This window comes from Streptomyces boncukensis (assembly GCF_011045075.1).
Lineage (GTDB): Bacteria > Actinomycetota > Actinomycetes > Streptomycetales > Streptomycetaceae > Streptomyces > Streptomyces boncukensis.
This window is the reverse complement of the sequence record NZ_JAAKZZ010000054.1, coordinates 1-24,073: the sequence shown is the minus strand read 5'-3', so window position 1 is coordinate 24,073 and position 24,073 is coordinate 1. Positions and strand designations below refer to the sequence as shown.

Annotated in this window: 20 protein-coding genes, 3 pseudogenes and 1 riboswitch; of the genes and pseudogenes, 12 read left to right on the top strand and 11 right to left on the bottom strand. The window is 72.8% G+C overall.

Annotated elements, in window-relative coordinates; genetic code table 11:
- A partial coding sequence (locus tag G5C65_RS08280) for a phosphotransferase (protein WP_338146282.1) occupies positions 1 to 310 on the bottom strand: 310 nt, incomplete at its 3' end.
- 123 nt (positions 311 to 433) lie between these two features.
- Between G5C65_RS08280 and G5C65_RS08275 the strand changes: the two genes are divergently transcribed.
- Complete coding sequence (locus G5C65_RS08275; RefSeq protein WP_165297996.1) at positions 434 to 1,501, top strand: hypothetical protein; 1,068 nt, start codon at positions 434 to 436, stop codon at positions 1,499 to 1,501.
- A 2-nt stretch (positions 1,502 to 1,503) separates the two neighbouring features.
- A complete protein-coding gene (locus tag G5C65_RS08270; RefSeq protein WP_165297995.1) occupies positions 1,504 to 2,613 on the top strand; it encodes a hypothetical protein in 1,110 nt (369 codons plus the stop codon).
- A gap of 128 nt (positions 2,614 to 2,741) precedes the next feature.
- On the opposite strand, the gene G5C65_RS39075 is transcribed toward G5C65_RS08270, so the two are convergent.
- The 3 genes and pseudogenes from G5C65_RS39075 to G5C65_RS08260 all read right to left on the bottom strand — a co-directional run.
- Complete coding sequence (locus G5C65_RS39075) at positions 2,742 to 3,146, bottom strand: MaoC family dehydratase (protein WP_241265643.1); 405 nt, start codon at positions 3,144 to 3,146, stop codon at positions 2,742 to 2,744.
- Positions 3,137 to 3,431, bottom strand: a pseudogene (locus G5C65_RS39070) (4-hydroxyphenyl-beta-ketoacyl-CoA hydrolase); the annotation flags it as partial. The pseudogene G5C65_RS39070 and the gene G5C65_RS39075, both read right to left, overlap by 10 nt.
- 22 nt (positions 3,432 to 3,453) lie before the next feature.
- A pseudogene (locus tag G5C65_RS08260) lies at positions 3,454 to 4,292 on the bottom strand (SDR family NAD(P)-dependent oxidoreductase); the annotation flags it as partial.
- Here G5C65_RS08260 and G5C65_RS08255 point away from each other — a divergent pair.
- Positions 4,270 to 4,574, top strand: a pseudogene (locus G5C65_RS08255) (MarR family winged helix-turn-helix transcriptional regulator); the annotation flags it as partial. The pseudogenes G5C65_RS08260 and G5C65_RS08255 overlap by 23 nt on opposite strands.
- Positions 4,575 to 4,625: 51 nt before the next feature.
- Here G5C65_RS08255 and G5C65_RS08250 read toward each other — a convergent pair.
- The 4 genes from G5C65_RS08250 to G5C65_RS08235 all read right to left on the bottom strand — a co-directional run bounded on the left by G5C65_RS08250 (position 4,626) and on the right by G5C65_RS08235 (position 10,532).
- Positions 4,626 to 6,059 (bottom strand): aminotransferase-like domain-containing protein, encoded by a 1,434-nt coding sequence (locus G5C65_RS08250; protein ID WP_165297994.1) that lies wholly within the window; start codon positions 6,057 to 6,059, stop codon positions 4,626 to 4,628.
- Between the two features lie 60 nt (positions 6,060 to 6,119).
- Positions 6,120 to 7,898: an MOSC domain-containing protein gene (locus tag G5C65_RS08245; protein ID WP_165297993.1), complete on the bottom strand. Its 1,779-nt coding sequence runs from the start codon at positions 7,896 to 7,898 to the stop codon at positions 6,120 to 6,122.
- Positions 7,899 to 7,972: 74 nt separating this feature from the next.
- Positions 7,973 to 9,571, bottom strand: a complete 1,599-nt coding sequence (gene lnt / locus G5C65_RS08240; protein ID WP_165297992.1) for an apolipoprotein N-acyltransferase — start codon at positions 9,569 to 9,571, stop codon at positions 7,973 to 7,975.
- A 64-nt stretch (positions 9,572 to 9,635) separates the two neighbouring features.
- Complete coding sequence (locus tag G5C65_RS08235; protein WP_165297991.1) at positions 9,636 to 10,532, bottom strand: NAD(P)H-binding protein; 897 nt, start codon at positions 10,530 to 10,532, stop codon at positions 9,636 to 9,638.
- Between the two features lie 69 nt (positions 10,533 to 10,601).
- Between G5C65_RS08235 and G5C65_RS08230 the strand changes: the two genes are divergently transcribed.
- Entirely contained in the window at positions 10,602 to 11,411 is an 810-nt protein-coding gene (locus tag G5C65_RS08230; RefSeq protein ID WP_165297990.1) for a LysR family transcriptional regulator, read from the top strand.
- Between the two features lie 718 nt (positions 11,412 to 12,129).
- Here G5C65_RS08230 and G5C65_RS08225 read toward each other — a convergent pair.
- Positions 12,130 to 12,960, bottom strand: coding sequence for a helix-turn-helix transcriptional regulator (locus G5C65_RS08225; RefSeq protein WP_165297989.1), 831 nt, complete (start codon positions 12,958 to 12,960; stop codon positions 12,130 to 12,132).
- A gap of 103 nt (positions 12,961 to 13,063) precedes the next feature.
- Here G5C65_RS08225 and G5C65_RS08220 point away from each other — a divergent pair, with 103 nt between their 5' ends.
- The 8 genes from G5C65_RS08220 to metE all read left to right on the top strand — a co-directional run bounded on the left by G5C65_RS08220 (position 13,064) and on the right by metE (position 21,844).
- Positions 13,064 to 13,924 (top strand): NAD(P)-dependent oxidoreductase, encoded by an 861-nt coding sequence (locus G5C65_RS08220; RefSeq protein ID WP_165297988.1) that lies wholly within the window; start codon positions 13,064 to 13,066, stop codon positions 13,922 to 13,924.
- 31 nt (positions 13,925 to 13,955) lie between these two features.
- Positions 13,956 to 14,558, top strand: a complete 603-nt coding sequence (locus G5C65_RS08215) for a nuclear transport factor 2 family protein (RefSeq protein WP_165297987.1) — start codon at positions 13,956 to 13,958, stop codon at positions 14,556 to 14,558.
- Between the two features lie 27 nt (positions 14,559 to 14,585).
- Entirely contained in the window at positions 14,586 to 15,371 is a 786-nt protein-coding gene (locus G5C65_RS08210) for an SDR family NAD(P)-dependent oxidoreductase (protein ID WP_165297986.1), read from the top strand.
- A gap of 255 nt (positions 15,372 to 15,626) precedes the next feature.
- Positions 15,627 to 15,908, top strand: a complete 282-nt coding sequence (locus G5C65_RS38445; RefSeq protein WP_206441376.1) for a hypothetical protein — start codon at positions 15,627 to 15,629, stop codon at positions 15,906 to 15,908.
- A 219-nt stretch (positions 15,909 to 16,127) separates the two neighbouring features.
- Positions 16,128 to 16,484 carry a hypothetical protein gene (locus G5C65_RS38440; protein WP_206441375.1) on the top strand — a complete coding sequence of 119 codons (357 nt, stop codon included), beginning with the start codon at positions 16,128 to 16,130 and terminating at the stop codon, positions 16,482 to 16,484.
- A gap of 329 nt (positions 16,485 to 16,813) precedes the next feature.
- A complete protein-coding gene (locus G5C65_RS08200) occupies positions 16,814 to 17,722 on the top strand; it encodes a zinc-binding dehydrogenase (protein ID WP_165297985.1) in 909 nt (302 codons plus the stop codon).
- 97 nt (positions 17,723 to 17,819) lie between these two features.
- Positions 17,820 to 18,737, top strand: a complete 918-nt coding sequence (locus G5C65_RS08195; protein ID WP_165297998.1) for an AraC family transcriptional regulator — start codon at positions 17,820 to 17,822, stop codon at positions 18,735 to 18,737.
- 386 nt (positions 18,738 to 19,123) lie between these two features.
- A riboswitch (cobalamin riboswitch) is annotated at positions 19,124 to 19,358 on the top strand.
- Between the two features lie 161 nt (positions 19,359 to 19,519).
- On the top strand, positions 19,520 to 21,844 hold the full coding sequence (gene metE, locus G5C65_RS08190) for a 5-methyltetrahydropteroyltriglutamate--homocysteine S-methyltransferase (protein WP_165297984.1): 2,325 nt from the start codon (positions 19,520 to 19,522) through the stop codon (positions 21,842 to 21,844).
- A gap of 90 nt (positions 21,845 to 21,934) precedes the next feature.
- On the opposite strand, the gene G5C65_RS08185 is transcribed toward metE, so the two are convergent.
- Together G5C65_RS08185 and G5C65_RS08180 are read right to left on the bottom strand one after the other, a co-directional pair.
- A complete protein-coding gene (locus G5C65_RS08185; protein WP_165297983.1) occupies positions 21,935 to 22,654 on the bottom strand; it encodes an aspartate/glutamate racemase family protein in 720 nt (239 codons plus the stop codon).
- A 5-nt stretch (positions 22,655 to 22,659) separates the two neighbouring features.
- Positions 22,660 to 24,069, bottom strand: coding sequence for a cytosine permease (locus G5C65_RS08180; RefSeq protein ID WP_165297997.1), 1,410 nt, complete (start codon positions 24,067 to 24,069; stop codon positions 22,660 to 22,662).
- Positions 24,070 to 24,073: the final 4 nt, after the last annotated feature.

Below are 24,073 nucleotides of genomic sequence, written 5' to 3'. Positions count from 1 at the left end.
GCACCCAGGTGGTGACGGTCCAGGGCCGTGGAAACCGCTCGGAGGGCTCGCCGAGGCGCTGCGGGACCGGGATCCGCAGCGGAAGGTGCGGGGCGAGGCCGGGCAGCCAGGTGTGCTCCTTGCGCAGCAGCGCGTCCGCGGACGGCGTCGCCCAGGGCAGCCGGACGGCGAGGTCGTCGCCGAGGCGCCACAGCTGGTTGTCCCAGCCGCGGGCGCCGAGCTCCACGGGGTGATCGGCCAGGTCCGGGTGCTGGTCGCGCAGCAGGTCCCGGACCAGCTCCGCCGTGATCTCGATGTCGGTGTGGGTCATGCGGATCAACCGTAGCGCCGCGATGGTCGTCCGGGTGTGCGGCCGGGTGTTCGGCCGAATGCGGTCTGTCCACGGTCGGTGAACGTCGTTAATCTGTGCGGCCTTCGCGTTCTGGGAGGTCTCGTGAACGGTCTCCGTGCGCTCGTCGTCTGCCTGGTGCTCGCGTGCACCGCGGTCGTGTCACCGGCCGCCGCGGTGTCACCGGCCGCGGCGGCCAGGCCGGGCTGGTCGGCGCTGCCGGTGCCCGCGGCGTCCCCGCCGGTGTCGGTGTTCGATCTCGCCTCGCGCGGCCCGCGCGAGGCGTGGGCGACGGGATCCGAGCGCGCCGCTGACGGCATGCGGCCGATGCTGTACCGGTGGAACGGCAGGGCGTGGAGCCGGGACACCTCCTTCCCCGGCGCCGGTGAGCCGGGCCGCCTCGGCAGGGTGCAGTTCGTCGGCTCCGAGGTGTGGATCTTCCACAACCGCGCGGGGAAGGGGGAGATCCTGCGCCGGTCGGCAGGAGGGTGGAGTTCCGTACCGCTGCCGCAGACCCTGTGGACCTACCAGGACTTCACGGCGGTACCGGGTGCCGCGTGGGTGGTCGGCGAGGACAGCACCGGGCTGAAGGTGCTGCACTACGACGGGTCCGGCTGGACGGCGCAGTCCACTCCGGACGGCGTGCTGTATCTGATGGGGATCCGCGCGCGTACCGCCACCGACGTCTGGGCCTGGACGGGCACCAGGACCGGTACCGCCGTCCTGCACTGGGACGGCACGGCCTGGCGGGACGCGAAGGTGCCGCTGCCGGCGAACAGCAACGTGCACACGATCCTGCCCGAACCGTCCGGCCGGGTCACGATCGGCGGCAGCCAGGACACCGACGGCGTGGGCCGCACCTACCTGATGACCGGGAACGGGCGCTCCTGGCGCACCGCCTACCCGCCGCTGGGCGACACCTACACGAGGGCCATGGTGCGCGGTCCGGACGGCGCGCTGTGGCTTCCGGTGCGCAGCGACCGCGCTTTCCAGTCGAAGTACGTGCGGGTGAACGGCTCCCGTGCCACCTACTCCTACGGCCCGGAGCGCACGAACGCGATCAACGTCGAGCCGCGTGTCCTGGCGAGGGCCGGGTTCTCGCTGATGTCCTTCGGGACTGCCGAGATCTACGGCTCGAAAGCGAACCTGATGAGCGAGCGTCTGGGGGGCTGACCATGACACGCCGACTTCTCGTCACGGCCCTCGCCTTCGCCATGGCCATGGTGACGGTCCTGAGCCCGGCCGCGGCGGACGCCCCCTCCTGGCAGCACGTTCCCGTCCCGGCGCAGGTGCGTCCGCAAGCCGCGCTGAACGAGGCCGTGGCGTTCGGCCCCGACCGGGCGTGGGCGGTGGGCGCGGACGCCGTCGGCCGCCAGGCGCCGGGCTTCCCGCTGATGCTGCGCTGGGACGGGTCCGCCTGGCAGCGCCAGAGTCTGCCCGGGGTCCGCTGGCAGGGGGAGCTGCTGTCCGTCGCCGCGACCTCGCCGGCCGCGGTCTGGGCGGTCGGCCGCGACGCGGCGGGCGGTGCCCGCCTGCTGCGCTTCGACGGCACCGCCTGGCACGAGCGCCGGCCGCCCCGCGGTGTCGCCCTGACCAGGGTCGTCAGCGGCGGCGGTGAGACCTGGCTGATCGGTTCGCGGGACGGCGCTCGGGTCCTGCTGCGCAGGGACGGGGGCGCCTGGCGGGATGTGCCGGCGCCACCGGGGGCCGTCTACGGCCTGCACATCCTGGCGGCCGACGACGTGTGGGCCGCGGGCTCCACCAACGCGACCGCGGCCGTGTCGCACTGGAACGGCCAGGAGTGGCAGCAGACGATCGTGGACGGGTACCCGCGGTCGGCCGTGAGCAGTGTGCTGGCGGTCTCGCCGACGGAGGTGTGGGCGGGCGGCACGGGCGGGTTCGTCGGCGGCCCGCCGGGCCGCCCGATTCCGCCCCTGCTCGTCCGCTTCGACGGGCAGGAGTGGAGCCGGGTGAGCCTGCCCACCGACTTCGGCTCGGTCACCTCGCTGGCGCCCGCCGCGTCCGGCGCGCCGGCCTGGGTCTCGGTGGCCCGCTCCCAGAAGTGGGGCCCGCCGGGCAGCGATCCGCCGCTCGTCCCCGGCCCTGACTTCCTCGCCTGGGACGGGGAGTCGTTCACCGAGCACAGCGAACCGGCGGTGCCCGGGGAGGGCCGTTCCTCGACGCTGCGGCTGGCGCCGGTGCCGGGCACCGCCACGGTGTGGTCCCTCGGCCGCGCCGGCGGCCCCGAGGGCACCTTCGCCCCGCGCATCCTGCGGTTCGGCTGATCCGGCGGATCCTCCTGGGCCGGGGCGACCCTTGCTGTTCCCTGCAGGGTGCGGGCGCGATGGGGCCGGTCGCGCAGTTCCCCGCGCCCCTTCGGGGCACGGCCCTGCGGGGGACGCGGGTGTCCGCCCTACGCGTAGAACCGGGAGAGGCTGCGCAGCACAGCCGCGGGCTTGGCGCCGCCGTCGATCTCGACCGTGCCGTCGACCGCGATCTGCACCCCGCCCTCCGGCACCGCGTCCGCGGACGCGAGCCGCGCCGTCAGCCGGACGCGGTCGCCGCCCTGGACGGGGGCGGGGAAGCGCACCCTGTCCAGGCCGTAGTTGACCTTGGTGGTGACGCCGCGGACGATGAGCAGCTCGCTGAAGAGCGGGATGAACAGCGAGAGCGTGAGGTACCCGTGCGCGACGGGAGCGCCGAACGGGCCGGAGGCGGCGCGCTCGGGGTCGGTGTGGATCCACTGGTGGTCGCCGGTGGCGTCGGCGAAGGTGTCGACCCGGGACTGGGTGATGCCGATCCAGGTGCTGCTGCCCAGGGGATCAGCACATCCGGGTGAGCAGCCGCGGCCTCGGCGACCTCTTCGTTGGGCACCGGCGGAGTGCCGGTCGCGGACTCGGCGTCCACGGTGAAGACCACGGCGGCCATGTTCCGCTCGCGGTAGTAGGCCGCGATCTCGTCCAGGGTGGGCTTGCGGTCGCCCTCGACCCTGAAGTACGCGCTGGAGGCGGCGTGCAGTTCGTCGTCCAGCGAGGGCGTGGCCCCGGACCGACACCTCGGCGTGGGTGTGCACGTCGATGGCGGTGAGGGCGCTGATGTCCATCGTGCCGTTGCCCATGGCGCTCACTCCTGGGGTGTCCGGGGGCCGGGATGCCCACGCTCTGCGGCGCGGCGCCGACCGTGGTGTGCCAGGCAGCGGCGAGCGCTCCGGGGCTCCAGCCGCCGTCCGCGAAGGCGACGGCCACCTCCTGCGGGTGCGACCAGAGCGTCAGCCGGTCGCCGCCGATGCCGACGCACTGCCCGGTCACCTCGCGTGCCGCGCCGGAGGCGAGGAAGGGCACGAGCCCGGCGCAGTCCTCCGGGGTCCCGAACCCCTCGCCCCGGCGCAGAAAGCCGGGCAGCGGCGTGCCCTGCCGCAGGGCCTCGACGTACGGCGCGAAGGCGGGCACGGTCCCGGTCATGGCGGTGGCGGCGACACCGGCCTTGGCCGCGGCGTAGTTGGTCTGTCCGAAGTTCCCGCGCTGCCCGGCCGGGGAGCCGACGAGGATCAGCGAGCCGCCCTCGCCCTGCTCACGCATCCGCACGGCGGCGGCGCGGGCGCAAGTGAACGTGCCGCGCAGATGGGTGGTGAGGACGGCGTCGAAGTCGTCGTCGGTCATCTTCCACAGCACCCGGTCGCGGAGGATGCCCGCGTTGGCGACGAGGACGTCCAGCCGTCCGAACTCCTCGACGGCGCGGGCGACGAGCGGGTCGGCGCCTCGGCGCCGCCCACGGCAGCGGCTTGGGCGACGGCGCGCCCGCCGCTGTCGCCCGCGGCCTCGGCGACGGTCGCAGCGGCCTCTTCGGCGAGCGCCGGGTCGAGGTCGTTGACCACGATGTGGGCCCCGGCGCGGGCGAGCGCCGTGGCGTAGGCGAGGCCGAGGCCGCGGCCGGCGCTCGGGCTGCGCTCCGGGCAGCTCTTCAACGCGGCGCTCCAGGAGCACGGCCTGCGGCTGCGGCACTACGCGCTGCTGCGCTATCTCGCCACCGTCGAGGGCGCGCTGCAGCGGGAGTTGAGCACGCGGCTGGGCTACGACCCCAGCGCGATCGTGTCGCTCGTCGGCGACCTGGAGAAGGCCGGCTTCGTCGAGCGCGCCCCCGCGCCGGGCGACCGGCGCGGCACGTCTCCGAAGAGCTCACCGCGGGTCTCTCGGAGGAGGAGCGGACCGCGCTGCACCGCCTCCTGAGAAAGGTGGCCGAGCCGGGCCAGTGCCGTGACCGGGAAGGTTCACCGCCTGCTCGAAGCGGCTCGGGGAGGTCAGACGCGGGTGGTCGAGGCCCAGGTGGGCCGGCCGCGCTCCAGACCGTCGGCCAGGGTCCGCAGGGCGGATGTCAGGGCGCCGACGTCGGCCGCGTTGCCCAGGCACAGCCGGACGCCGCGCGGAACGGTCTGCTCCGTGGCCGAGAAGTACGGCGTGGGGCTGATGGCGATGCCCAGCCCCTCCGCGAGCGTGACCACCTCGGACGCGCTCCAGGGTTCGTGCGGTTCGACCCAGGCGTGCAGGGCGGCGCTCCGCACGCGGGCGACGGCGGGGTGGGGGCGCAGCAGCTGCTCGGCCGCCTCCCGGCGGCGGGCCATCTCCTCGCGCTGCCAGTCCAGGAGCCGGTCCGCTGTGCCGTCGGTGAGCCAGCGCAGGACGACCGCGTTCGCCAGCGGTGAGGGGTTGAAGACGCTGGCGCGGATGAGGGCGCCGATGCGGTCGGCCATCGAGGGAGGGCCGGCGAGGACGCCGCCGCGCAGCCCCGGCGCGAGGGTCTTGGACAGGCTGGTCAGATACAGGGTGCGCTCGGGGGCCAGGGCGGCCAGCGGGGTCGGGGCCGCGTCCCCTTCGAGCAGCCCGAAGACATCGTCCTCGATGATCAGCAGGTCGCGGCGGCGGGCGACCTCGACGATGGCCTGCCTGCGCTCGGGCGAGAGGGTGATGGCCGTCGGATTGTGGGCCGTGGGCATGCAGTACAGCGCCCGGGGCCCCTCGGCCGGACCGCACGCCGCGTCCAGCGCCTCGGGGACCAGCCCGTGTCCGTCCATCGCAACGGCCTGCAGGCCCAGGCCCAGCATCTGGGCGGCGGACTTCGCCCCGGGATAGGTCAGCGCCTCGGTCAGCAGCGTCTCACCGGGCCTCAGCGCGGCGGCGAACGCGACCAGCAGGGCGTGCTGGCCGCCGTGGCAGATCGCCACCTGTCCGGGCCCGGCCTCCAGGCCGCCGCGGGCCAGCCACGCGCAGGCGGCGAGCCGCTGTTCGTACGTGCCGATGTCGGGCTCGTAGCCCAGCAGGCCGTCCGGGGCCGCGGTGGAGGCGATGGAGGTCAGGGCCCGGCGCAGCAGGTCGTCGTGGATCCCCCGGGCGGGCGCGTTGACCGCCATGTCGAGCTGCCGGGGGCCGGCGTCCTGCGCGCCGCCCGGCGCTTCGCGCAGCTGGGGGATGCCGGAGACGCCGGTGACGAACGTTCCGCGGCCGACGGTGCTGCTGATCAGCCCCTGCTGTTCGGCCTCGCGGTAGCCGCGGCTGACGGTGGGCACGGAGACGCCCAGCTCGCGGGCCAGTTCGCGGTGGGTGGGCAGGCGGTCGCCCCCCGCCAGCCGGCCGGTCGTCACGGCGGTCGCGATCGCCTGGGTGATGCGCCGGTACGCCGGTGCGCTGTGCTCGTCCTCGGCCAGCAGCCGGGCGAACAGGCTGGGATCGGCCGTCATCTCACTCCCCTCCTCAAGGGTCCGCCGCCCGGCGGGCCCCGCTGACGGACCGATTTTCCGTCACAGGTCGATCATGACGCTCGTGGCCGGGCGCGCACAGCACACGGTGACCTGCCCGGGCGGCGCCTCGTCCAGGGGGGTGATCGCGTAGTCGACCCGGCCGCCGTCGATCCGGGCCACGCACGTCCCGCACAGCCCGGTGCGGCAGGACGCCTCGGGACGCAGCCCGGCCTGCTCGGCGAGGGCGAGCAGGCTGAAGGTGTTCTCGCGCCAGGGAACGGTGATCCCGGAGCGGGCGAAGGTCACGGTGACCGGCCGCCCGTCGCCGTCCGCCACCACGGCACCGGCGCCTTCCCCCGCCTCGTCGCCGAACAGCGGACGGGCCGCGCCGAAGAACTCGTAGCGCACCTGCTCGGCGGGGACGCCCCGCTCCACCAGGCCGGTGACGATGTCCGCCATGAAGCCGGCGGGCCCGCACACGTAGTAGTCCGCGTCCAGCGAGGGGAGGACCCGCTCCAGCGTGGCCGCCGTCAGCCGTCCGGCCTCGTCGAAGTGCTCCCCCAGGACGTCCCCGGGCGCGGGGCGGCTGAACAGCAGGTGGCTGTGCAGCCCGGCGCGGGAGGCGACCAGGGCGCGCACCTGTGCGCCGAAGGCCAGCTCGCGCGACGAGCGGGCACCGTGGACGAAGTGGACCGTGCGCCCGGTCCGGCCGTCCTCGCCGCCCTCGCCGTCAGCGCCGTCCTGCGCGGCGAGCCGGCCGAGCATGGCCAGCATCGGCGTGATGCCGATGCCCGCGCTGACGAGCACCACGGGCCGCTCGCCCGGCGCGAGGACGAACCGGCCGCGCGGCGACCGCGCCCGCAGGCGCGCGCCCTGCCCGACGGCGGTGTGCAGATGCCCCGAGGCGAGTCCGGCGGGAGCGTCCGGCGCTTCGGCGGGGGCGGGCTCGCGCTTGACGGCGATGCGGTAGCCCGCCCCGTCATCGCTGCGCCCCACCACGGTGTAGGTCCGGACCACGGGACTGTCGACCCCCGGAACGTCCAGCGAGAGCGTCAGGAACTGTCCGGCCTCGGCATCCGGCAGCCGGGCGCGCTCAGGGTCGGCCAGGTCGAAGGAGACCACCTCGGCCGCCTCCCGGCGCCGCGCCGTGACGACCAGCGTACGGTCGCCGGGCCAGTCCCCGTCCTCCCCCCGCGCACGCCGCAGCATCCGCTCGGCCCTGCGGCGCAGGGCCGGCGGCAGCCCGGTACAGCCCAGCACCCGGCCCAGGGACCCGGCATCGGGCCGTTCGCGATGCAGGATGCGGGCCAGATCGGCCACGGACATGCCGTCCCCGCCCCGCCGCACCCGCTCGACCCGGTCCCCGGGCCGCACCACGCCGGCTTCGAGGACGCGGCAGAAGAAGCCCAGCCGCCCGCTGCGCAGATACCGGTTCGGGAAGTCTTCCTCGCCGAGGCGGACGGCCATCTTCCGGCACGGGATCCGCGGCTGGGTCACCCGCAGACGCACCGTGCCGACCCGCAGCTCGTCACCGAGCGCGACCTCCTCGTCGGCCGGGCCCTCGAAGGTGAGGTTCTCGCCGAAGGTGCCGTACGGAAGCGTCCGGCCCAGCTCGCGCTCCCAGCTGTCGTAGGAGTCGCGCTGGTAGAACAGCAGCGCGCGGTCCGGGTCCGCCGCGTCGTCCACGTGGTCGTCGGGGACCAGCCCGCCCGCCTCGACCCGCACCGCGCCGTCCGTGGGGCGCTTGTCGAAGCCCGTGAGGACCGTCTCCCCCTGGACGAACATCGGCTTCGCATCCCCGACGTTCACCGAGAGCAACGCTCCGAGAGTATCCGCCATGCGGGGAACGTAACTGTACAATCAGTTAATGGTCAATCTATTGTCATTGGACAATCGGCGATCGCCCGGCCGTGTCACTCGCCGCCGCGGCGGGCCCTGACCGCTCGGGCCGCGGCCCAGCCGAGGCCCCCGGCGGCGACGGCGAGGAGGACGAGTTCGGGTGCGGTGCCCAGGCGGGTGGCCGGGGTCAGCGAGCTGCGCCGGGGCACGTCGGCCACCAGCGCGTCGGCCGTGAACAGCTCGGTCTTCTGGACGATCCGCCCGTCCGGCATGATCACGGCGCTCACGCCGCTGGTGACCGGGACGAGCACGGCCCGGCCGTGCTCGACGGCCCGCACCCGGTCCATGGCGAGCTGCTGGTACGTCATCTCGCTGCGTCCGAACGTCGCGTTGTTGCTCGGCACCGACAGCACCTGCGCGCCCGCGCGCACCTGGTCGCGGACGGTGCTGTCGAAGGCCGCCTCGTAGCAGGTGACGGGGCCGACCTTGGTGCCGGCCATGTCGAAGACCGCCGTCTTGTCGCCGGGCACAAAGCTGCCCGCCCGGTCGACGTCGGAGCTGAAGTGCCGGAAGAAACCCCGGTAGGGCATGTACTCGCCGAAGGGCTGGAGGTGCCGCTTGTCGTAGACGGCGCCGGGCCCGGTCTCGGGGTCCCACAGGATCTGCCGGTTGCGGGGTCCGCCGCGGCCGGGGTCGGTGACGGCCCCCACCGAGATCGGGGCCTTGATCTCCTTGGCGACCTGGTCGATCTCCGCCCGCGCGTCCCGGTTGGTGTACGGGTCGATGTCGGAGGAGTTCTCCGGCCACAGCACCAGGTCGGGCTGCGGGGCCTTGCCCGCCCTGACCCGCTCGGCCAGCCGTCTGGTCTCCCGTACGTGGTTGTCCAGGACCGCGCGGCGCTGGGCGTTGAAGTCCAGCCCCATGCGCGGGACGTTCCCCTGGACGACGGCGATCTCGGCGGTGCCCTTCTCGGCGCCGGTGCCGACCAGCGGCGCGGCCGCCGCCCCCGCGGCCAGGGGCGCGGCGACCAGCGCGGCGACCGCCCACACCGCCCGGTCGCGGGCCCGGCGCCCGGCGGCGAGCAGCAGGCCCAGGCCGGTCAGCGCGAAGCCGCACAGCACGACCGCGAAGCCGAGCAGCGGGGTCCCGCCGAGCGCCGCGAGCGGCAGGAAGAGGCCCTCGGGCTGGCCGAAGGCGAGCTTGCCCCAGGGGAAGCCGCCGAAGGGGAAGCGGGCCCGCAGCCCCTCGCCCGCGATCCACACGCCCGAGGCCCACAGGGGCCACAGGGGCAGCCGCGAGACGAGGGCGACACCGGCGGCCGTGACGGCGACGAACAGCGACTCGGCCACGGCGAGCGCCAGCCAGGGCAGCGGACCGACGTCCTCCCCCGTCCAGGACAGCAGCGGGAGCAGGAACGCGAGCCCGAAGACGAAGCCGAGTCCGAGCCCGGCCTTCCAGCTCCGGCCGTGCAGGCACCAGCCGAGCCCGGCCACGGCGGGCACGGCCAGCCACCACAGGGGACGCGGCGGAAAGCTCAGGTACAGCAGCGCTCCGGACAGCGCCGCCGCACCGGCCGGAAGCAGCCGGGGCAGCGAGCGCGCGAGGCGCGGGCGCCGGGAGGGCCGCGCCGCGCGCTGGTCCCGCCCGTCCGCGGAGGTGAGAGTGGCCGTCACACGGCGGAGTCTACGGCGCGCTGCTGACACCCCGGCGGCGCGCTCCGGAGAGCGGCCGCGGCGGTCATGCCTCGACGGCCGGTTTCAGGACCTCCTCGCACCATGCGCGGAAGGTGGTCGGGCTCGCGTTCTGCGGGGTGCGCCGCACGCCCGCGTCGAGGCCCTCGTCCTTGGAGCGCATCATGTCGACGTAGCCGTCGACGAACGCGTCCCCGACGCCGCGTGCGGTGAGCGCGGCGCGGAAGTCGTCCGGCGGCTGCCGCTCGTAGCGGACCGGGCGGCCGAGCACCTCGGAGACGATGCGCGCCATGTCGTTCGGCGAGAGGTCCTCGGGGCCCAGCACCGGGACCTCGCCCGCACCCGTCCACGAGCGGTCGAGCAGCAGCCGGGCGGCGGCCGCCGCGATGTCCCGGATGGCGACCCTCGGTGCCGCGCGGTCGGCGGCGACGGTCTCGGTGAGCACGCCGTGGTCGCGGATCGACGCCGCCTGCCAGAGCAGGTTGTCCATGAAGGTCGGGTTCGCGAGCGCCCGGTAGGCCACGCCGGTACCCGCTATCAGGTCGTCCATGGCCAGCGACGCTGTGACCAGCCCGGCGCGGCCGGCGACGGGGGTGCCGCGGCCGAGGGCCGAGACGCCGACGACGTGTCCCACGCCGTGGGCCGTGAACGCCTTCGCGGCGGCGCGGGTGAACCCGGAGAACGCGGCGTCCACGCTCGGTGCCCGCGCGTCCGGCGGGACCAGCCAGAAGACGGCGTCCGCGCCGGTGAAGGCCCGGTCTGTGACCTCGGCGTCGTCGTGCGATCCGGTGACGACGTCGACGCGGGCGCGGACCGCGTCGGGAAGCTTCCCGGGGTCGCGCACGATGACGCGCAGCTCTTCGCCGCGGGCGGGGGCCTCGTCCAGCAGGATGTCCAGGAGCCGGCCGCCGATCTGGCCGGTGGGTGTGGTGATGACGATCATGTTTCGAGTCTCGGCGCCGCCCGTCCGCAGCGTCCAATACCCTTCCCGGGCCATTGATACCGTACAGGCATGGATCTCGATCTGCGCAAGCTCCGCTACTTCGTCGCGGTGGCCGAGCGCCGGCACTTCGGCCGGGCGGCGGAACAGCTCTATATCGCCCAGCCCGTGCTCAGCCGTCAGATCCGGGCGTTCGAGCGGGAGCTGGAGTGCACGCTGCTGGTGCGGACCACTCGCAGCGTGGAACTGACCGCCGCCGGGAAGCAGCTCTACGAGGAGGCGCTGGGGATCCTCGCGGCCGTCGCCACGGCGATGCGGCGGGTGCACGACGCCGACCGGAGCGTCCGGCGGCTCGCTGTCGCCTTCTCCTCCGGCCTGCACGTCTCGGACGCGCTCCGGGCGTTCGCCGCGCGCCACCCGGACGTCGAGACCGATGTCGTCCCGGCCCACTGGCGGGAGCAGGACGCACCGCTCCGGGACGGCCGGGCGCACGTCGGGTATCTGCGGCGGCCGTTCAACGAGGCGGGGCTGCGCATCGTCCCCCTCGGCCAGGAGCCCCGGGTCGCCTGCATGCCGGCGACACACCCGCTGGCGTGCCGGGACGAGCTCACCTCGGCGGACCTCGCCGGCGAGCGGATGCTCGACATACCGAGGCGGCGGACCCACTCCCTCGAAGAGAAGTTCGAGCTCATTGCCTCCGGGCACGGCATCGCGCTCGTTCCGCTGAGCGTTGTGCGCTCCTACTCCCGCCCCGACCTCGTCTCCCTCCCCGTCACGGACGCCGAGGGGGCCGAGGTGTGCCTGGCCGCCCCCGCGGACCGGCGCGAGAAGCTGGTGCGCGACTTCCTGGAGATCGCCGCCGCGACACTGCGGCCCTCCTGACCTCCCGGTCGGCGGAGAGGCGGGCGTGGGCATCCGTTCGTCCGGGGTCGGCCCTCGGCGATACCGGTGAGGCGGTGAATCCGGCGGGCCGTCGCCGGCGGAAGCCTCGTTTGCGCCAGCGACAGAGAGCCGGCTTGCTGGATGCGCCATTCCCTCAAGATCTTGATGGTGTCGACGTCCCGGTGGCGGGCTACTGCGGCCACCCAGCCGGCCAGGGGCTCGCCCGGAAGCGGCTGCGGCGCGTCGGCCGGAGTGGAGGGCGGTGTGGTCTGCCTGGGATTGTGCGGGTGGCGGCTCGGGTCCGGGGTGATGGCTGACTGTTTGATCCCATGCCCGAGATCCTTCGGCGCATCGATCAAGCGAATCCGCTGCTCAGCGGAAGACCACCGGACTGAGTGACAACCCTTTCCCCGCTTCCCGGCGACCAGATGATCGGTCCACTCAGCGCGTGCGCGACGGCGGGCCAGTCGGGATGGACCGTTCCGACCGTCCCCTTGCTCAGCGACGAGCGACCGCGCAGGGCGGCCGTTCGCTACCTGCGGCGTGAGCTCGCCTTGCCGCCCCTCCAGCTCTCCCCGCTTATCGGCCGACTGGGAAACCAGTATCTGGTGCTTGCGCGGCCCGCCACCGGGAGCTGGGGTGTGCTACCTCGTGCCCTCACGATCGGATGCCGCTGGTGGAGCTCGGAGCCGGCGGTGATTGACAGCAGCGAGCCGCTTCAGCCGGTGAGGGCCTGGGTCCCTATGACGGCGAGGAAGGAGAGTCGTTCGGCGTCTTCGGTGCCGGGTTCAGCGGTGTAGCACATGATGCGCAGGTGGTTGCCCGCGACATGGAGCACGTCACAGTCCAGGGTGAGAGGGCCGACGGTGGGATGGTCGATGGTTTTGCGGCTGGCCTGATGTTCAGCGGTGGCGTCGGTGTCCCATAGGTCGCCGAAGCGAGGGCTGCGACGCCGCAGTTGGGTGATGAGATCGGCAAGTTCTGGGTCACTGGGGTAGAGGGCGGCGGTGCGGCGCAGGTCGGCGGCGAGGAGTTGCTGGAGGGCGCCGTTGGACTCGGGGGTGTGGCGCACGCGGGTGGTGGAGGTGATGAAGGCGCGCCAGGCGGCGTTGCGGTCGGGGCCGTGCCAGTCCCCTATGAGGGCGGTGTAGAGGGGGTTGGCGAGCAGTTGGGTCCAGGTGGCGTCGTAGACGGCGACAGGCGTGCTGTTCAGGCGGTCGAGGATGCGGTGGACGCCGGGGGTGATGTGGCGGGGGACAGTGTCGGGTCCGGGCACGGCGAGTCCGGAGAGCTGGAAGAGAAGTTCACGTTCGCCGGGTTCCAGGCGCAGGGCTCGGGCGAGAGCTTCGATGACCTGGGCGGAGGGGTTGGTGGCCCGGCCCTGTTCGAGGCGGGTGATGTAGTCGACGGAGATGCCGGCCAGCTGGGCCAGCTCCTCGCGCCGCAGACCTGCGGCCCGCCGGTGGCCGCCCGCGGGTAGCCCCGCTGCCTCGGGTGATACCTGGTCGCGCCAGCGGCGCAGGGCTGCGCCGAGTTCTGTCGTAGCCATACCGGACAGTGTGGCTTATCGCCGAGAAGGCATGCCTGGCACTGGTAGTCCTAGGAAAGAGAGTCTACTACCTGCTCTTCCCATTTGCCTACACCGTGGGGGCATGACAGACACAGGAACATCCACGGGCCCTGTCGTCGGCTGGATCGGTCTGGGCGATCAGGGCCTGCCCATGGCCAGGGCGGTCGCAGAGGCCGGTTTCCCGCTGCATGCCTGGGCCCGACGGCCTGCCTCCCTGGACGGACTGAGCGGAGTGCCGTACGTCCGCCACGACACGGTGCAGGACCTGGCGGCCGCGTGCGACATCGTCGCCTTGTGCGTCGGCACCGATGGGGACGTGCTGCAGCTGGCCGGGCAGCTGCTGGAGGCGCTGCGTCCGGGATCGGTCGTCGTCAACCACGGCACGGGCCTGCCCAGCGCGGCCGTGCGGCTCAGCGACATGGGTGCCGCATCCGGGGTCGAGGTCCTTGACGCACCGGTCAGCGGAGGCCGTCCGGCAGCCGAGGAACATCGGCTGACCACCATGGTCGGCGGGCCGGGCCCGGTCGCCGAACGGTGCGAGAAGATCTTCGACTCCTTCTCCGGACACGTCGTTCACCTCGGCGCCACCGGGGCCGGGCAGCTGGCGAAGCTGTTCAACAACGCTCTGCTGATGATGAACCAGGCCGCCATCGCCGACATCGTGAACCTGGCTGCTGAGCTGAAGATGGACGTGGGCCGGCTGATCGCTGTGCTGAGGCTGGGCAGCGCGTCCAGCACCGCTCTGAACCTGCTGAGCACCCCGGATACCCCCGCGATGGTCGCTCCCGACAACGTCGAGCACCTTTCCGGCGTCGAGGCATTGGACATGAAGCTGTTCGACCAGGCCATGCGTGAGGCGGGCATCGACGCCGCCGCACTCACCGCACGCGGCCTGTCCGGCGCCCACCGCCTGCCCGCGCTCATCGGCCACCTCAATCCCTGACCGCCGCTCGGCCCCGGAAAGAGGTTCCGTCATGTCCGCAGAAGAAGTCACCCAGCTGGTGCTGCGCGAGCGGCAGAGCCGCGACCGCGGCTGGTACGAGGAGATGGCCGCCTGCTTCGCCGACGACTGTGTCGTGGTGATGAGCTGGTACACCGGCAGCGGCGCCGGATTCGTACGCCACACCCAACAGGCCACAGCCCAGCGCGGCGACCTGGCGGTGCACCACCTGGGGCCACCCGCGGTGCGCGTCCACGGCGACCGTGCACTGGCAGAGCTGCCGCTGGTCATCGAACGGCGCGTCGACGTCGACGGAGTCGAGGCCGACATCGCCTCCTCCTGCCGCTCGCAATACCGGGCCCAGCGGGGCGCCGATGGCGTGTGGAGGATCGTGCGGATCACCTCCGTCTACGAAAAGGACACCATCACTCCCGCCCTGCCCAACACCCGCCTGAACATCGACCCGCAGGAACTGGCCGCCTACCGGCCCTCCTACCGGTGCCTGGCCTGGGATCTCAACCGCCGGGGCTTCCCAGTCGGGGACGACCACCTCGGCGACGACCGGCCCGAAGCCGTCCAAGCCCAGTACCGCGAAGAAATGACCTGGCTCCGCCAGGCCCGTATCCCGTCCGCCTGAGACAGACCGCGAAAGGACCACCCCCTCATGAGCACGAACAGCCTCGCCCTGGTCACCGGCGCCACCTCCGGTATCGGCAAGGTTTTCGCCGAGCGCCTCGCTGCCGACGGCCACGATCTGATCATTGTCGGCCGCACCCAGTCCGGCCTCGACGAATTCGCCGACGCCCACCCCCAGGTCAAGGTCCGCACGATTGCGGCCGATCTGTCGACAGTGGAGGGCATCGACGCCGTCGCCGCTTCCTGTGCGGTCGAGCCGGTGGACATTCTGATCAACAACGCCGGCGTCTCCCACTACATGCCACTGGCCGACCTCGCCGCGGACCAGGCCCGCGAAGTGGTCAACGTCAAGGTTCTCGCACCCACCCTGCTGATGCGCGCCGCGGTCGGCGGCATGCAGCAGCGCGGCAAGGGCACCATCGTCAACATCGCCGGCATGATCGCCTTCAGCGGCCCCGCGGGCCCCTCCGTGATGCCCCGCCGCGCCGTCTACGCCGGAACCCTCGCCCACCTCGTCGCCATGACCCAGACCCTCAGCGCCGAACTGGAGGGCACCGGAGTGCAGGCCCACGTGGTCTGCCCCGGCATCGTGGCCACCAACTTCCACGCCGCCCAGGGCATCGACGCCAGCGCCGTGCCCCGGATGAGCGCCGAAGACCTCGTCACCGGCGCACTGCGCGGCATCGAACTCGGCGAGACCGTCATCGCCCCCGGCGTCGAGGACCGCCGGCTCCTCGATGACGTCTTCACCGCCGACCTGGCCGCCTTCGGCGGCCAGAGCCCGGTACTCGCCACCCGCTACCGGGCGGGCTGACCCGCTGCACGGATCGGCCGTCGTGGTGCGGAGCCCTGGTCAGCTACCCGGGGCCCGGCACCGCGTCACGGTGTGAGCCGGCCCGCTCCCCTGGTTCGCGTCACGATCTCCAGAGCCAGGAAGGCGGCGACCGCCGTGCACGGCCAGGGTCAACGCCATGCCCGACCCAGGAAGCGCGGCCTCCTCCCCGGCGCTCTGGCCGAGCAGCACGGACAGCGCACCGCCGACTGCCGCGAGCGCGGTGAAGGTGGCGTAGTGCCCGCAGCCCCAGATGACGCCGGCTGGTACGTACGCGAAGGCGATCACAAGGACCCGGACGACAGCTCCCTGGCCACGGTCATCCGGCCTCCCCGCAAACAGGGCAGGAAAGGCAAGGCCAACGAGGCGGTGGCCGGACGGGACAAGAAGGTCTCCCTGAAGACGAAGTACCTGTTCGGCTACGACGCCCACCTCGTCGTCGCCCGCGACACCACCCACGGCGATGCCCTGCTCGACGGCGGCACCCCCAACCCCGGCCCAACGGCGTACAGCCCCTGACGCGCCTTCGCAGCCGCGGCTACGCACCCGGCTACGTCGCCGCCGACCGCGCCTACAACAACTCCGACGCCGGGGAAGGGCAGCTCCCCATCCGCGCCATGGGCTACAAGCCGGTCTACGACTACCGCGGCGACCAGCTCGGCAAGCAGGACCGGACCCACGGAGCGATCCTCGTCGAGGGCAGCTGCCGGCCCGGTGAAGATCTGCCGGCAGCGCTCCGTGACCAGCGCCCCGGAAGCAGGCGCCAAGCACTGGCAGGTCCTGGAGTACGGCAGCAAGGAGTGGCAGAAGGTCTACTTCCGGCTCCGCAACAGCGTCGAGAGCTACCACGGATACGCCAAGAACCCTCCCGGCGAGGCCATCGAAGCCGCCGGCTCCCGCCGCGTCCGCGGCATCGGGGCCCAGACGATCCTGCCGGCCTACCAGCTCGCCCATGCGAATCGCCGCAAGATCATGAAATGGCTCGACACACTCGCCTGGAACGGCGAGCGACCCCGCCGGCGCACCTTCCGCCGCCGCACCACCGAGCCGGTCGGCGCCTGGACCCCCGCCGGATTCCTGGTTCCCGCGGCCTGACCAGAGGAGACCCCTGCCTCCACGTGCCTCCAGACCTGTGCAGGACCCCGGCTGAGGTGTCGCGTATTCCTCGTTGAGGCCGGGCCTGGTGTCACCGTGTGTGGTCGCCGGGGGCGCGGGCCCAGGTGCCTCCGACCTCGGTGAGCAGGCGCTCGACGCGCCGTGAGCCGCACTGACACAGATCGTCAACTGATTGATTCGCACGGGGCTGGTCGCTGTCCCGGTCCTGCGTAGGGTTCCAAGAAGGCGGCAGTGCGGCATTCGCGCACTCGATCTGTTGCCGCGCCGAGTGTTCAGGCACATCCACGAGACAAGGAAACACACCCCCTATGCGCGCCCTTGTGGTCGATCACAGTGAGGCCGGACCCGTCCGGTTCGCCGATGTCGATGAGCCCGTACCATCCACCGGTGTGGCGTTGGTGGAGATACGGCACATCTGTCTCAACTTCGGAGAGCTGAATTACGTGCACCAGTGGCCGGCCGGCGCTGTGCACGGTCACGACGCGGCCGGCGTCGTGGTGCGCGCCGCATCCGACGGCTCGGGGCCGCCCGAAGGTACGCGCGTCGCAGTGGGAATGGCTCCCCACGCGTGGGCGGAGCGGGCGGCAGTCAGCCCCGCCTCGCTCGGCACCGTCCCCGAGGGCGTGGACCTGGCCGACGCCGCCGCGCTGGGGATCGCCGGGGTCACCGCATTCCGGGTGCTGCGCAAGCGTTCCCTGCTGGCGCGCGACGTGCTGATCACCGGCGCCAGCGGGGGCGTGGGGCACTTCGCCGTCCAGCTGGCGGCGCTGGCGGGCGCCCGGGTGACGGCACTCGTCGGTTCGCCGGAGCGGGCCGCCGGACTCCGTGAACTCGGCGCCGACAGGGTCCTGACCGACTTGGCCGAGACCGGGGACCGGTTCGACCTCGTCCTGGACACGGTCGGCGGGCCGCTGGTGGCCCAGGCGTGGAGTTCCCTCGCCGAAGGCGGCACCATCCACCTGGTCGGTTACTCCTCGGGGCAGGAAACCACGTTCCCGTCAGGGGCCTTGTTCGGCTTCGGTGAGCCCCGCGGCATCGCCACCTACGGCGACATGACGCCGACCGGCGGGGAGCTGACGGACCTGCTGGGCCTCATGGCCGCCGGGAGGCTCTCGGCACCGGTCGGACTGCGAGGCGACTGGCAGGACGTGGGCGACGCCGTCCAGGCGCTGTTCGCGCGAAAGGTGCACGGAAAGGTCGTTCTTGACGTGGCCTGAAGCTGTGGACGAGGACACCTGCGTCGTCGGCCGATCGACCGATCGGCCGATCGGCTGCGGTGCGCGGCGGTGCGCGGCGGTGGACGAGAATGGACCCATGGATGGGCTGGCGGAGGTCTTGCGTGTTTCGGGTGCGCGTGGGGCGCTCGGGGTCGTGCTGAAGGCCGGAGGAACCTGGGGCCTGTGGCTGGGCTCCTCTCCAGGAGCGGCACTGCACGTGGTGTCCCGCGGCACTGTGTGGCTCCACGTCCCAGGCGAGAATCCTCTTCAGGTGCAGGCCGGCGACGCCGTCCTGGTGTCGCCGGGCACCGCACACGGGATCGCCGGCGGCGCCGGCGTGACGATGGGCTCCTGCGACCGGGAAGAGGCGGCCCGGGCTTTCGGCGATGGCCGGGCCCTGCGGCTGGGCTCGGCGCCGGTGCAGACGGAAGTGATCGTCCTGCACTACGAGCAGGACCCGGAGGTGCGCACACCGGTGCTCACCTCCCTCGCTCGGCCGATGCACGTCACAGCCCGGGAGAACGCGCAGCTCAGAAGGACCGTCGAACTTCTCGCTGCTGAGCTCGCACAGCCGCAGATCGGCACCACCGCCGCCATCAACAGTATCGTCGACCTTCTGCTCGTCCAGTTCGTACGCGCCTGGCTGGCCCGCCGCCCGCAGGAGCAGTCCGGCTCATGGCTGGGAGCGATGCGTGATCCGGTCGTGCGCGACGCTCTGGCATGTGTCCACGCCCGACCGGAACACCCCTGGACCACGGAAACCCTGGCCGCCGCGACGAGCGTCTCCCGGGCGACGCTGTCCAGGCGTTTCCGGTCCGCCCTCGGACAGACGCCGGGCGCGTACGTGACGCAGTGGCGCATCGACCTGGCGTCCGTCCGGCTCCGCGACACCGATGAGCCGGTCGAGTCGATCTCCGGCGCGGTCGGATACGGCTCTCCGCACGCTTTCAGCCGTGCCTTCAGACGTGCTCGAGGCACCACCCCGGGCGAGTACCGTTCTCGGCTTCGCAAGTGATCCGGGCTCGGGAGAGGTCGGCACCAGCCGGGTGCCGTCCCCCCCGTCCCCCGGTGCCCACATCGGCACGGGGAATACGCGACACCTCAACATGCGAGCCCACCAGTCCCGCGGCCGAAAGCAGCAGACACCTCGTTGCCCGACAACGCACTTGCCTGATGAACGCCGGTGCAGGGCCCGGGTGCTGGGCTCGGTCGGGAGGGCAGGGCCGGCGGAGGGTCCTCGCGCCGGCCGCCGCGCAGGTCGTGGCCCGGCCCTGAGCCCGCAAGCGGCGGGCCCCGGGGGCCGCCCGGGGTGCCGCCGTGCGTGACGCGGAGGGCCGCTCCGGGGCGGTCCTCCGCGTCACGCGCGGCCGGGTGCACTACCCACGCGCGGGGATCTCCGTCTAGGCTGGCGGTGCAACTGGTTCGCCCCACCCGCCAGGTGGACGCGTCGCAAGAGGGAACCCGGTGCAAGTCCGGGACTGCCCCGCAGCGGTGAGCGGGAACGACCGCCGTCATCAGCACTGAGCCCACCGTGGGCCCGGGAAGCGACGGCCAGTAGGAGCCCGCCGGGACCGGCATCCGGTCACCGGCAGGCACGCCCGCGAGTCCGAAGACCTGCCCGTTGCCCGCACGCGTCGACGCGTGTGCGGACATCCCGGTGACCTCGAGGGCAGGTCGGCGAACACATCAGGCGGACCGGCGCATGCCGCGCGTCACACCACCGCCGCCGCTGTTTGTCCCCTTCACGTTCTCGTCCCGTCCCGGGATCCGACGAGACATCTCGTGAAGGAGATCTCCGTGACAGCGAAGTCCGCAGCCGCGGCAGCACGGGCCACCGTGTACGGCTACCCCCGGCAGGGCCCGAACCGGGAGCTGAAGAAGGCCGTCGAGGGCTACTGGAAGGGCCGCGTCACCGCCGAGGCCCTGGGCCGGACCGCAGCAGAGCTGCGCGCGGCCAACTGGCGCCAGCTCGCCGACGCCGGCATCCACGAGGTGCCGACCGGCGACTTCTCGTACTACGATCACATGCTCGACGCCAGCGTCATGGTGGGCGCCGTCCCCGAACGCCACCGCGCGGCCGTCGAGGCCGACGCGCTGGCCGGCTACTTCGCCATGGCCCGCGGCACCCAGGACGTGGCCCCCCTGGAGATGACCAAGTGGTTCGACACCAACTACCACTACCTCGTCCCCGAGCTGGGCCCGGACACCTCGTTCACCGCGAACTCCGCAAAACAGGTGGCCGAGCTGAAGGAGGCCCTCGCCCTGGGCCTCACCGCCCGGCCGGTCCTCGTCGGCCCGGTCAGCTATCTGCTGCTGGCCAAGCCCGCGCCGGGGGTCGCCGCCGGCTTCGAGCCGCTGAGCCTCCTGGAGCGGCTGCTGCCGGTCTACGCCGAGGTCCTGGCCGACCTGCGGGCCGCGGGGGCCGAGTGGGTGCAGCTCGACGAGCCGGCCCTCGTCCAGGACCGCGGCCCGCAGGAGCTGGCGGCGGCGGCCCGCGCCTACCGCGAGCTCGGCGGGCTCGACGACCGCCCCAGGCTGCTCGTCGCCTCGTACTTCGACCGTCTCGGGGACGCCCTCCCGGTCCTGGCCAAGAGCCCCGTCGACGGGCTGGCCATCGACTTCACCGAGGCCGCCGCCGCCAACCTGGACGCCGTCGCCGCCGTCGGCGGCCTGCCCGGCAAGCGCCTGGTCGCCGGGGTGGTCAACGGCCGCAACATCTGGATCAACGACCTTCCGGCGTCGCTCTCCACCCTCGGCACCCTCCTCGGACTGGCCGACCGGGTCGATGTGTCCGCCTCCTGCTCCCTCCTGCACGTCCCGCTCGACGCCGCGGCCGAGCGGGACATCGACGCGGAGGTGCTGCGCTGGCTGGCGTTCGCGCGGCAGAAGACCTCCGAGATCGTCACCCTCGCCAGGGGGCTGGCCCAGGGCACCGACGCCATCGCGGGGGAGCTGTCCGCCAACCGCGCGGACCTGGCCTCGCGCAGCGCCTCCGCGCTCACCCACGACCCGGCGGTCCGGGCGCGGGCCGCCGCCGTCACCGAGGCCGACACCCGCCGCGACCGGCCGTACGCCGAACGCGCGGCGGCGCAGCGGGACCAGCTGGGCCTGCCGCTGCTGCCGACCACCACCATCGGCTCGTTCCCGCAGACCACCGCGCTGCGCACCGCGCGGGCCGCGCTGCGCGCCGGGCGGATCGACACGGCGGCGTACGAGGAGCGCATCAAGACCGAGATCCGCGACGTGCTGGCCTTCCAGGAGAAGGCGGGCATCGACGTCCTGGTGCACGGCGAGCCCGAACGCAACGACATGGTGCAGTACTTCGCCGAGCAGCTCACCGGATATCTCGCCACGCAGCACGGCTGGGTGCAGTCCTACGGCACCCGCTACGTACGCCCGCCGATCCTCGCCGGGGACATCTCCCGGCCCGAGCCGATGACCGTGCGCTGGACGACCTACGCCCAGTCGCTGACCTCCCGTCCCGTCAAGGGCATGCTGACGGGGCCGGTCACCATGCTCGCCTGGTCCTTCGTCCGCGACGACCAGCCCCTGGGGGACACGGCGCGCCAGGTCGCCCTCGCGCTGCGGGACGAGGTGAACGACCTGGAGGCCGCCGGGACCTCGGTGATCCAGGTGGACGAGCCCGCGCTGCGCGAGACGCTGCCGCTGCGCGCCGCCGACCGCGACGCGTATCTGGGGTGGGCCACCGAGGCGTTCCGGCTGTCCACCGGCGGGGTGCGCGCGGCCACGCAGATCCACACCCATATGTGCTATGCCGAGTTCGGCGACATCGTCCAGGCCATCGACGACATCGACGCCGACGTCATCAGCCTGGAGGCCGCCCGCTCCCATATGCAGATCGCCCATGAACTGGCCGGCCACGGCTACCCGCGCGAGGCCGGGCCCGGGGTGTACGACATCCACTCGCCGCGCGTCCCCAGTACGGAGGAGGCAACGGCGCTGCTGCGCAAGGGACTTGAGGCCATACCGCCCGAGCGGCTGTGGGTCAACCCGGACTGCGGTCTGAAGACCCGCGGCTGGCCCGAGACCCGCGCGTCGCTGGAGAACCTGGTCGCCGCCGCACGCGCGGTCCGCCAGGAACTCCCCGGCCGCCAGGGCTGACCGCCCCTCAGGCCGTGGCCCGGGGGCGGTGGGCAGGTGGCCCTTCCACCGCCCCCGGGCCACACCCCGCCGCGCGGCGCGTCCGCTCGGTCACGCGCCGGGCGGGCCCCAGTCGCGCCGCTTGGCCAGGGGCTTCGCGTAGCTCCCGGCGCGGCTGGTGGTGAGCCCGAGTCCGACCAGCGACTCCGCCAGGCGTACCGCGGCGGCGACGCCGTCGACCACCGGCATGTCCAGCTCGCGGCCGAGCAGGCGCTGCAGTCCGGTCATCCCCGCGCAGCCGAGGACCAGGACCTCGGCGCCGGCCTCGCGGGCCTGCCGTGCGGCGGCGAGGAAGGCGGCGGAGGTCCGCTCCTTCACATCGGCGAGGTCGAGGACGCTGAAGCCGGTGCCGACGACGGCCGCGCAGTTCCGGGCCACGCCCGCGGTGTGCAGGCTGTCCTCGATCTGGCCCCGGGTGCGGTCGAGGGTCGTGACCACTCCGTACCGGCGGCCGAGCAGGCAGGCCAGGTGGGCGGCGGCCTCGGTGATGTCCACCACGGGCACGTCCAGCAGCTCGCGGGCGCCCTCGCGGCCGTGTTCGCCGAAGCCCGCGAGGACGACCGCGTCGTACAGCTCGCGGTGGCCGCGCAGCAGGTCGAGCACGGCGGCGGCGGACAGATAGCTGTCCAGCCAGCCCTCGGCGGACTCCGGCCCCCACGCCGGGGTGAGGCCCGTGACGGTGGTGCCGGGGCTCGCGGCCTCCTGGGCGCCCGCCACGATGTCCTTGGTCATGGCCTCGGTCGTGTTGCAGTTGGTGAGCAGCAGATGCATGGGGCTCAGACGGCCTTTCCGGCGCGGTCGCGCGCCACTCGGACGTAGAGCACGGCGGCGGCCGCCGTGCCGATGAACCAGGAGTAGGGGGCGGCCAGTTCGAAGAACGGGACCAGGGCGATCACCGCGCTCGCACCGGCCGTGGGCAGGAAGACGGCCAGCGCCCGGGGGTTGACGCCGCGCCGGTAGTAGTACGGTCCCGCGGGGTCGGCGCTGAAGAGCCGGTCGACGTCCACCTGGCGGCGGCGGATCAGGTAGTAGTCGGTGATGATGATGCCGAACAGCGGGCCGAGGAAGGCGCCCAGGCCGCCGAGGAAGTAGTTGACCACGGCCGGGCTGGAGTAGAGGTTCCACGGGGTGACCAGCAGCGCGGCGATAGTGCTGATCAGTCCGCCGACCTTGAAACTGATCTTCTGCGGCCAGACGTTGGCCAGGTCGTAGGCCGGTGAGACGAAGTTGGCCACGATGTTGACGCCCATGGTCGCGATCGCGAAGGTGAGGGCGCCGATGACGAGCGCCGCGGTGTTGTCGACCTTGGCGATGAGCTCCGCGGGGTCGGTGATGGCCTCCCCGTACACCTTCATGCTGCCCGCGGTGACGACCACCGTCAGCAGCAGGAAGGCGGTGGAGTTGACGGGCAGGCCCCAGAAGTTGCCGCGCCGGACCGTGCGCTGGTCGGGCGCGAAGCGGGAGAAGTCGCAGAAGTTGAGCATCAGGGTGCCGTAGATGGACAGGACGAGGCCGACGGCGCCGAACCACTGCCGGACCTGCTCTCCCGTCGAGACCGGCTCGGGGCTGGTGGTGAGCGGGATGGACCAGCCGGCCTTCGCCAGGATCCACACCGCGAGCACGATCATCACCAGCCAGATGGCGGGCCCGCAGAAGTCCTGGAACTTGCGGACCGCCTCCATTCCGCGGGTGGTGATCAGGGCCTGCATCGCCCACAGCGCGAGGAAGGAGCACCAGCCGAGCGCGTCCAGGCCGAGGAAGCCGTGCCGGGTCCACGGCTCCAGGCCGGGGACGGCCGTCAGCAACAGGACGTTGACGGCGACGGAGGCGAGGTAGGTCTGGATGCCATACCACATGATGGCGATGACGGCGCGGATCAGCGCGGGGATGTTGGCGCCCCAGACGCCGAAGCTGATCCGGCTGACGACCGGGAACGGGACGCCCGTGCGCTGTCCGAGGCGGCCCATCAGGTTCATGCCGAGGTAGATGATCACGAAGCCCAGGAGCAGCGAGGTGAAGATCTGCCAGGCGCTCAGGCCGAGCACCAGCAGGCCGGCGGCGAAGGTGTAGTTGCCGAGGTTGTGGACGTCGGACATCCACATCGCGAAGAGGTCGAACACCTTCCACTTGCGCTCGGCGGCCGGTGCGAGGTCGTCGTTGGTCAGGCGGGGGTCGGGGGCGGGCACGGAG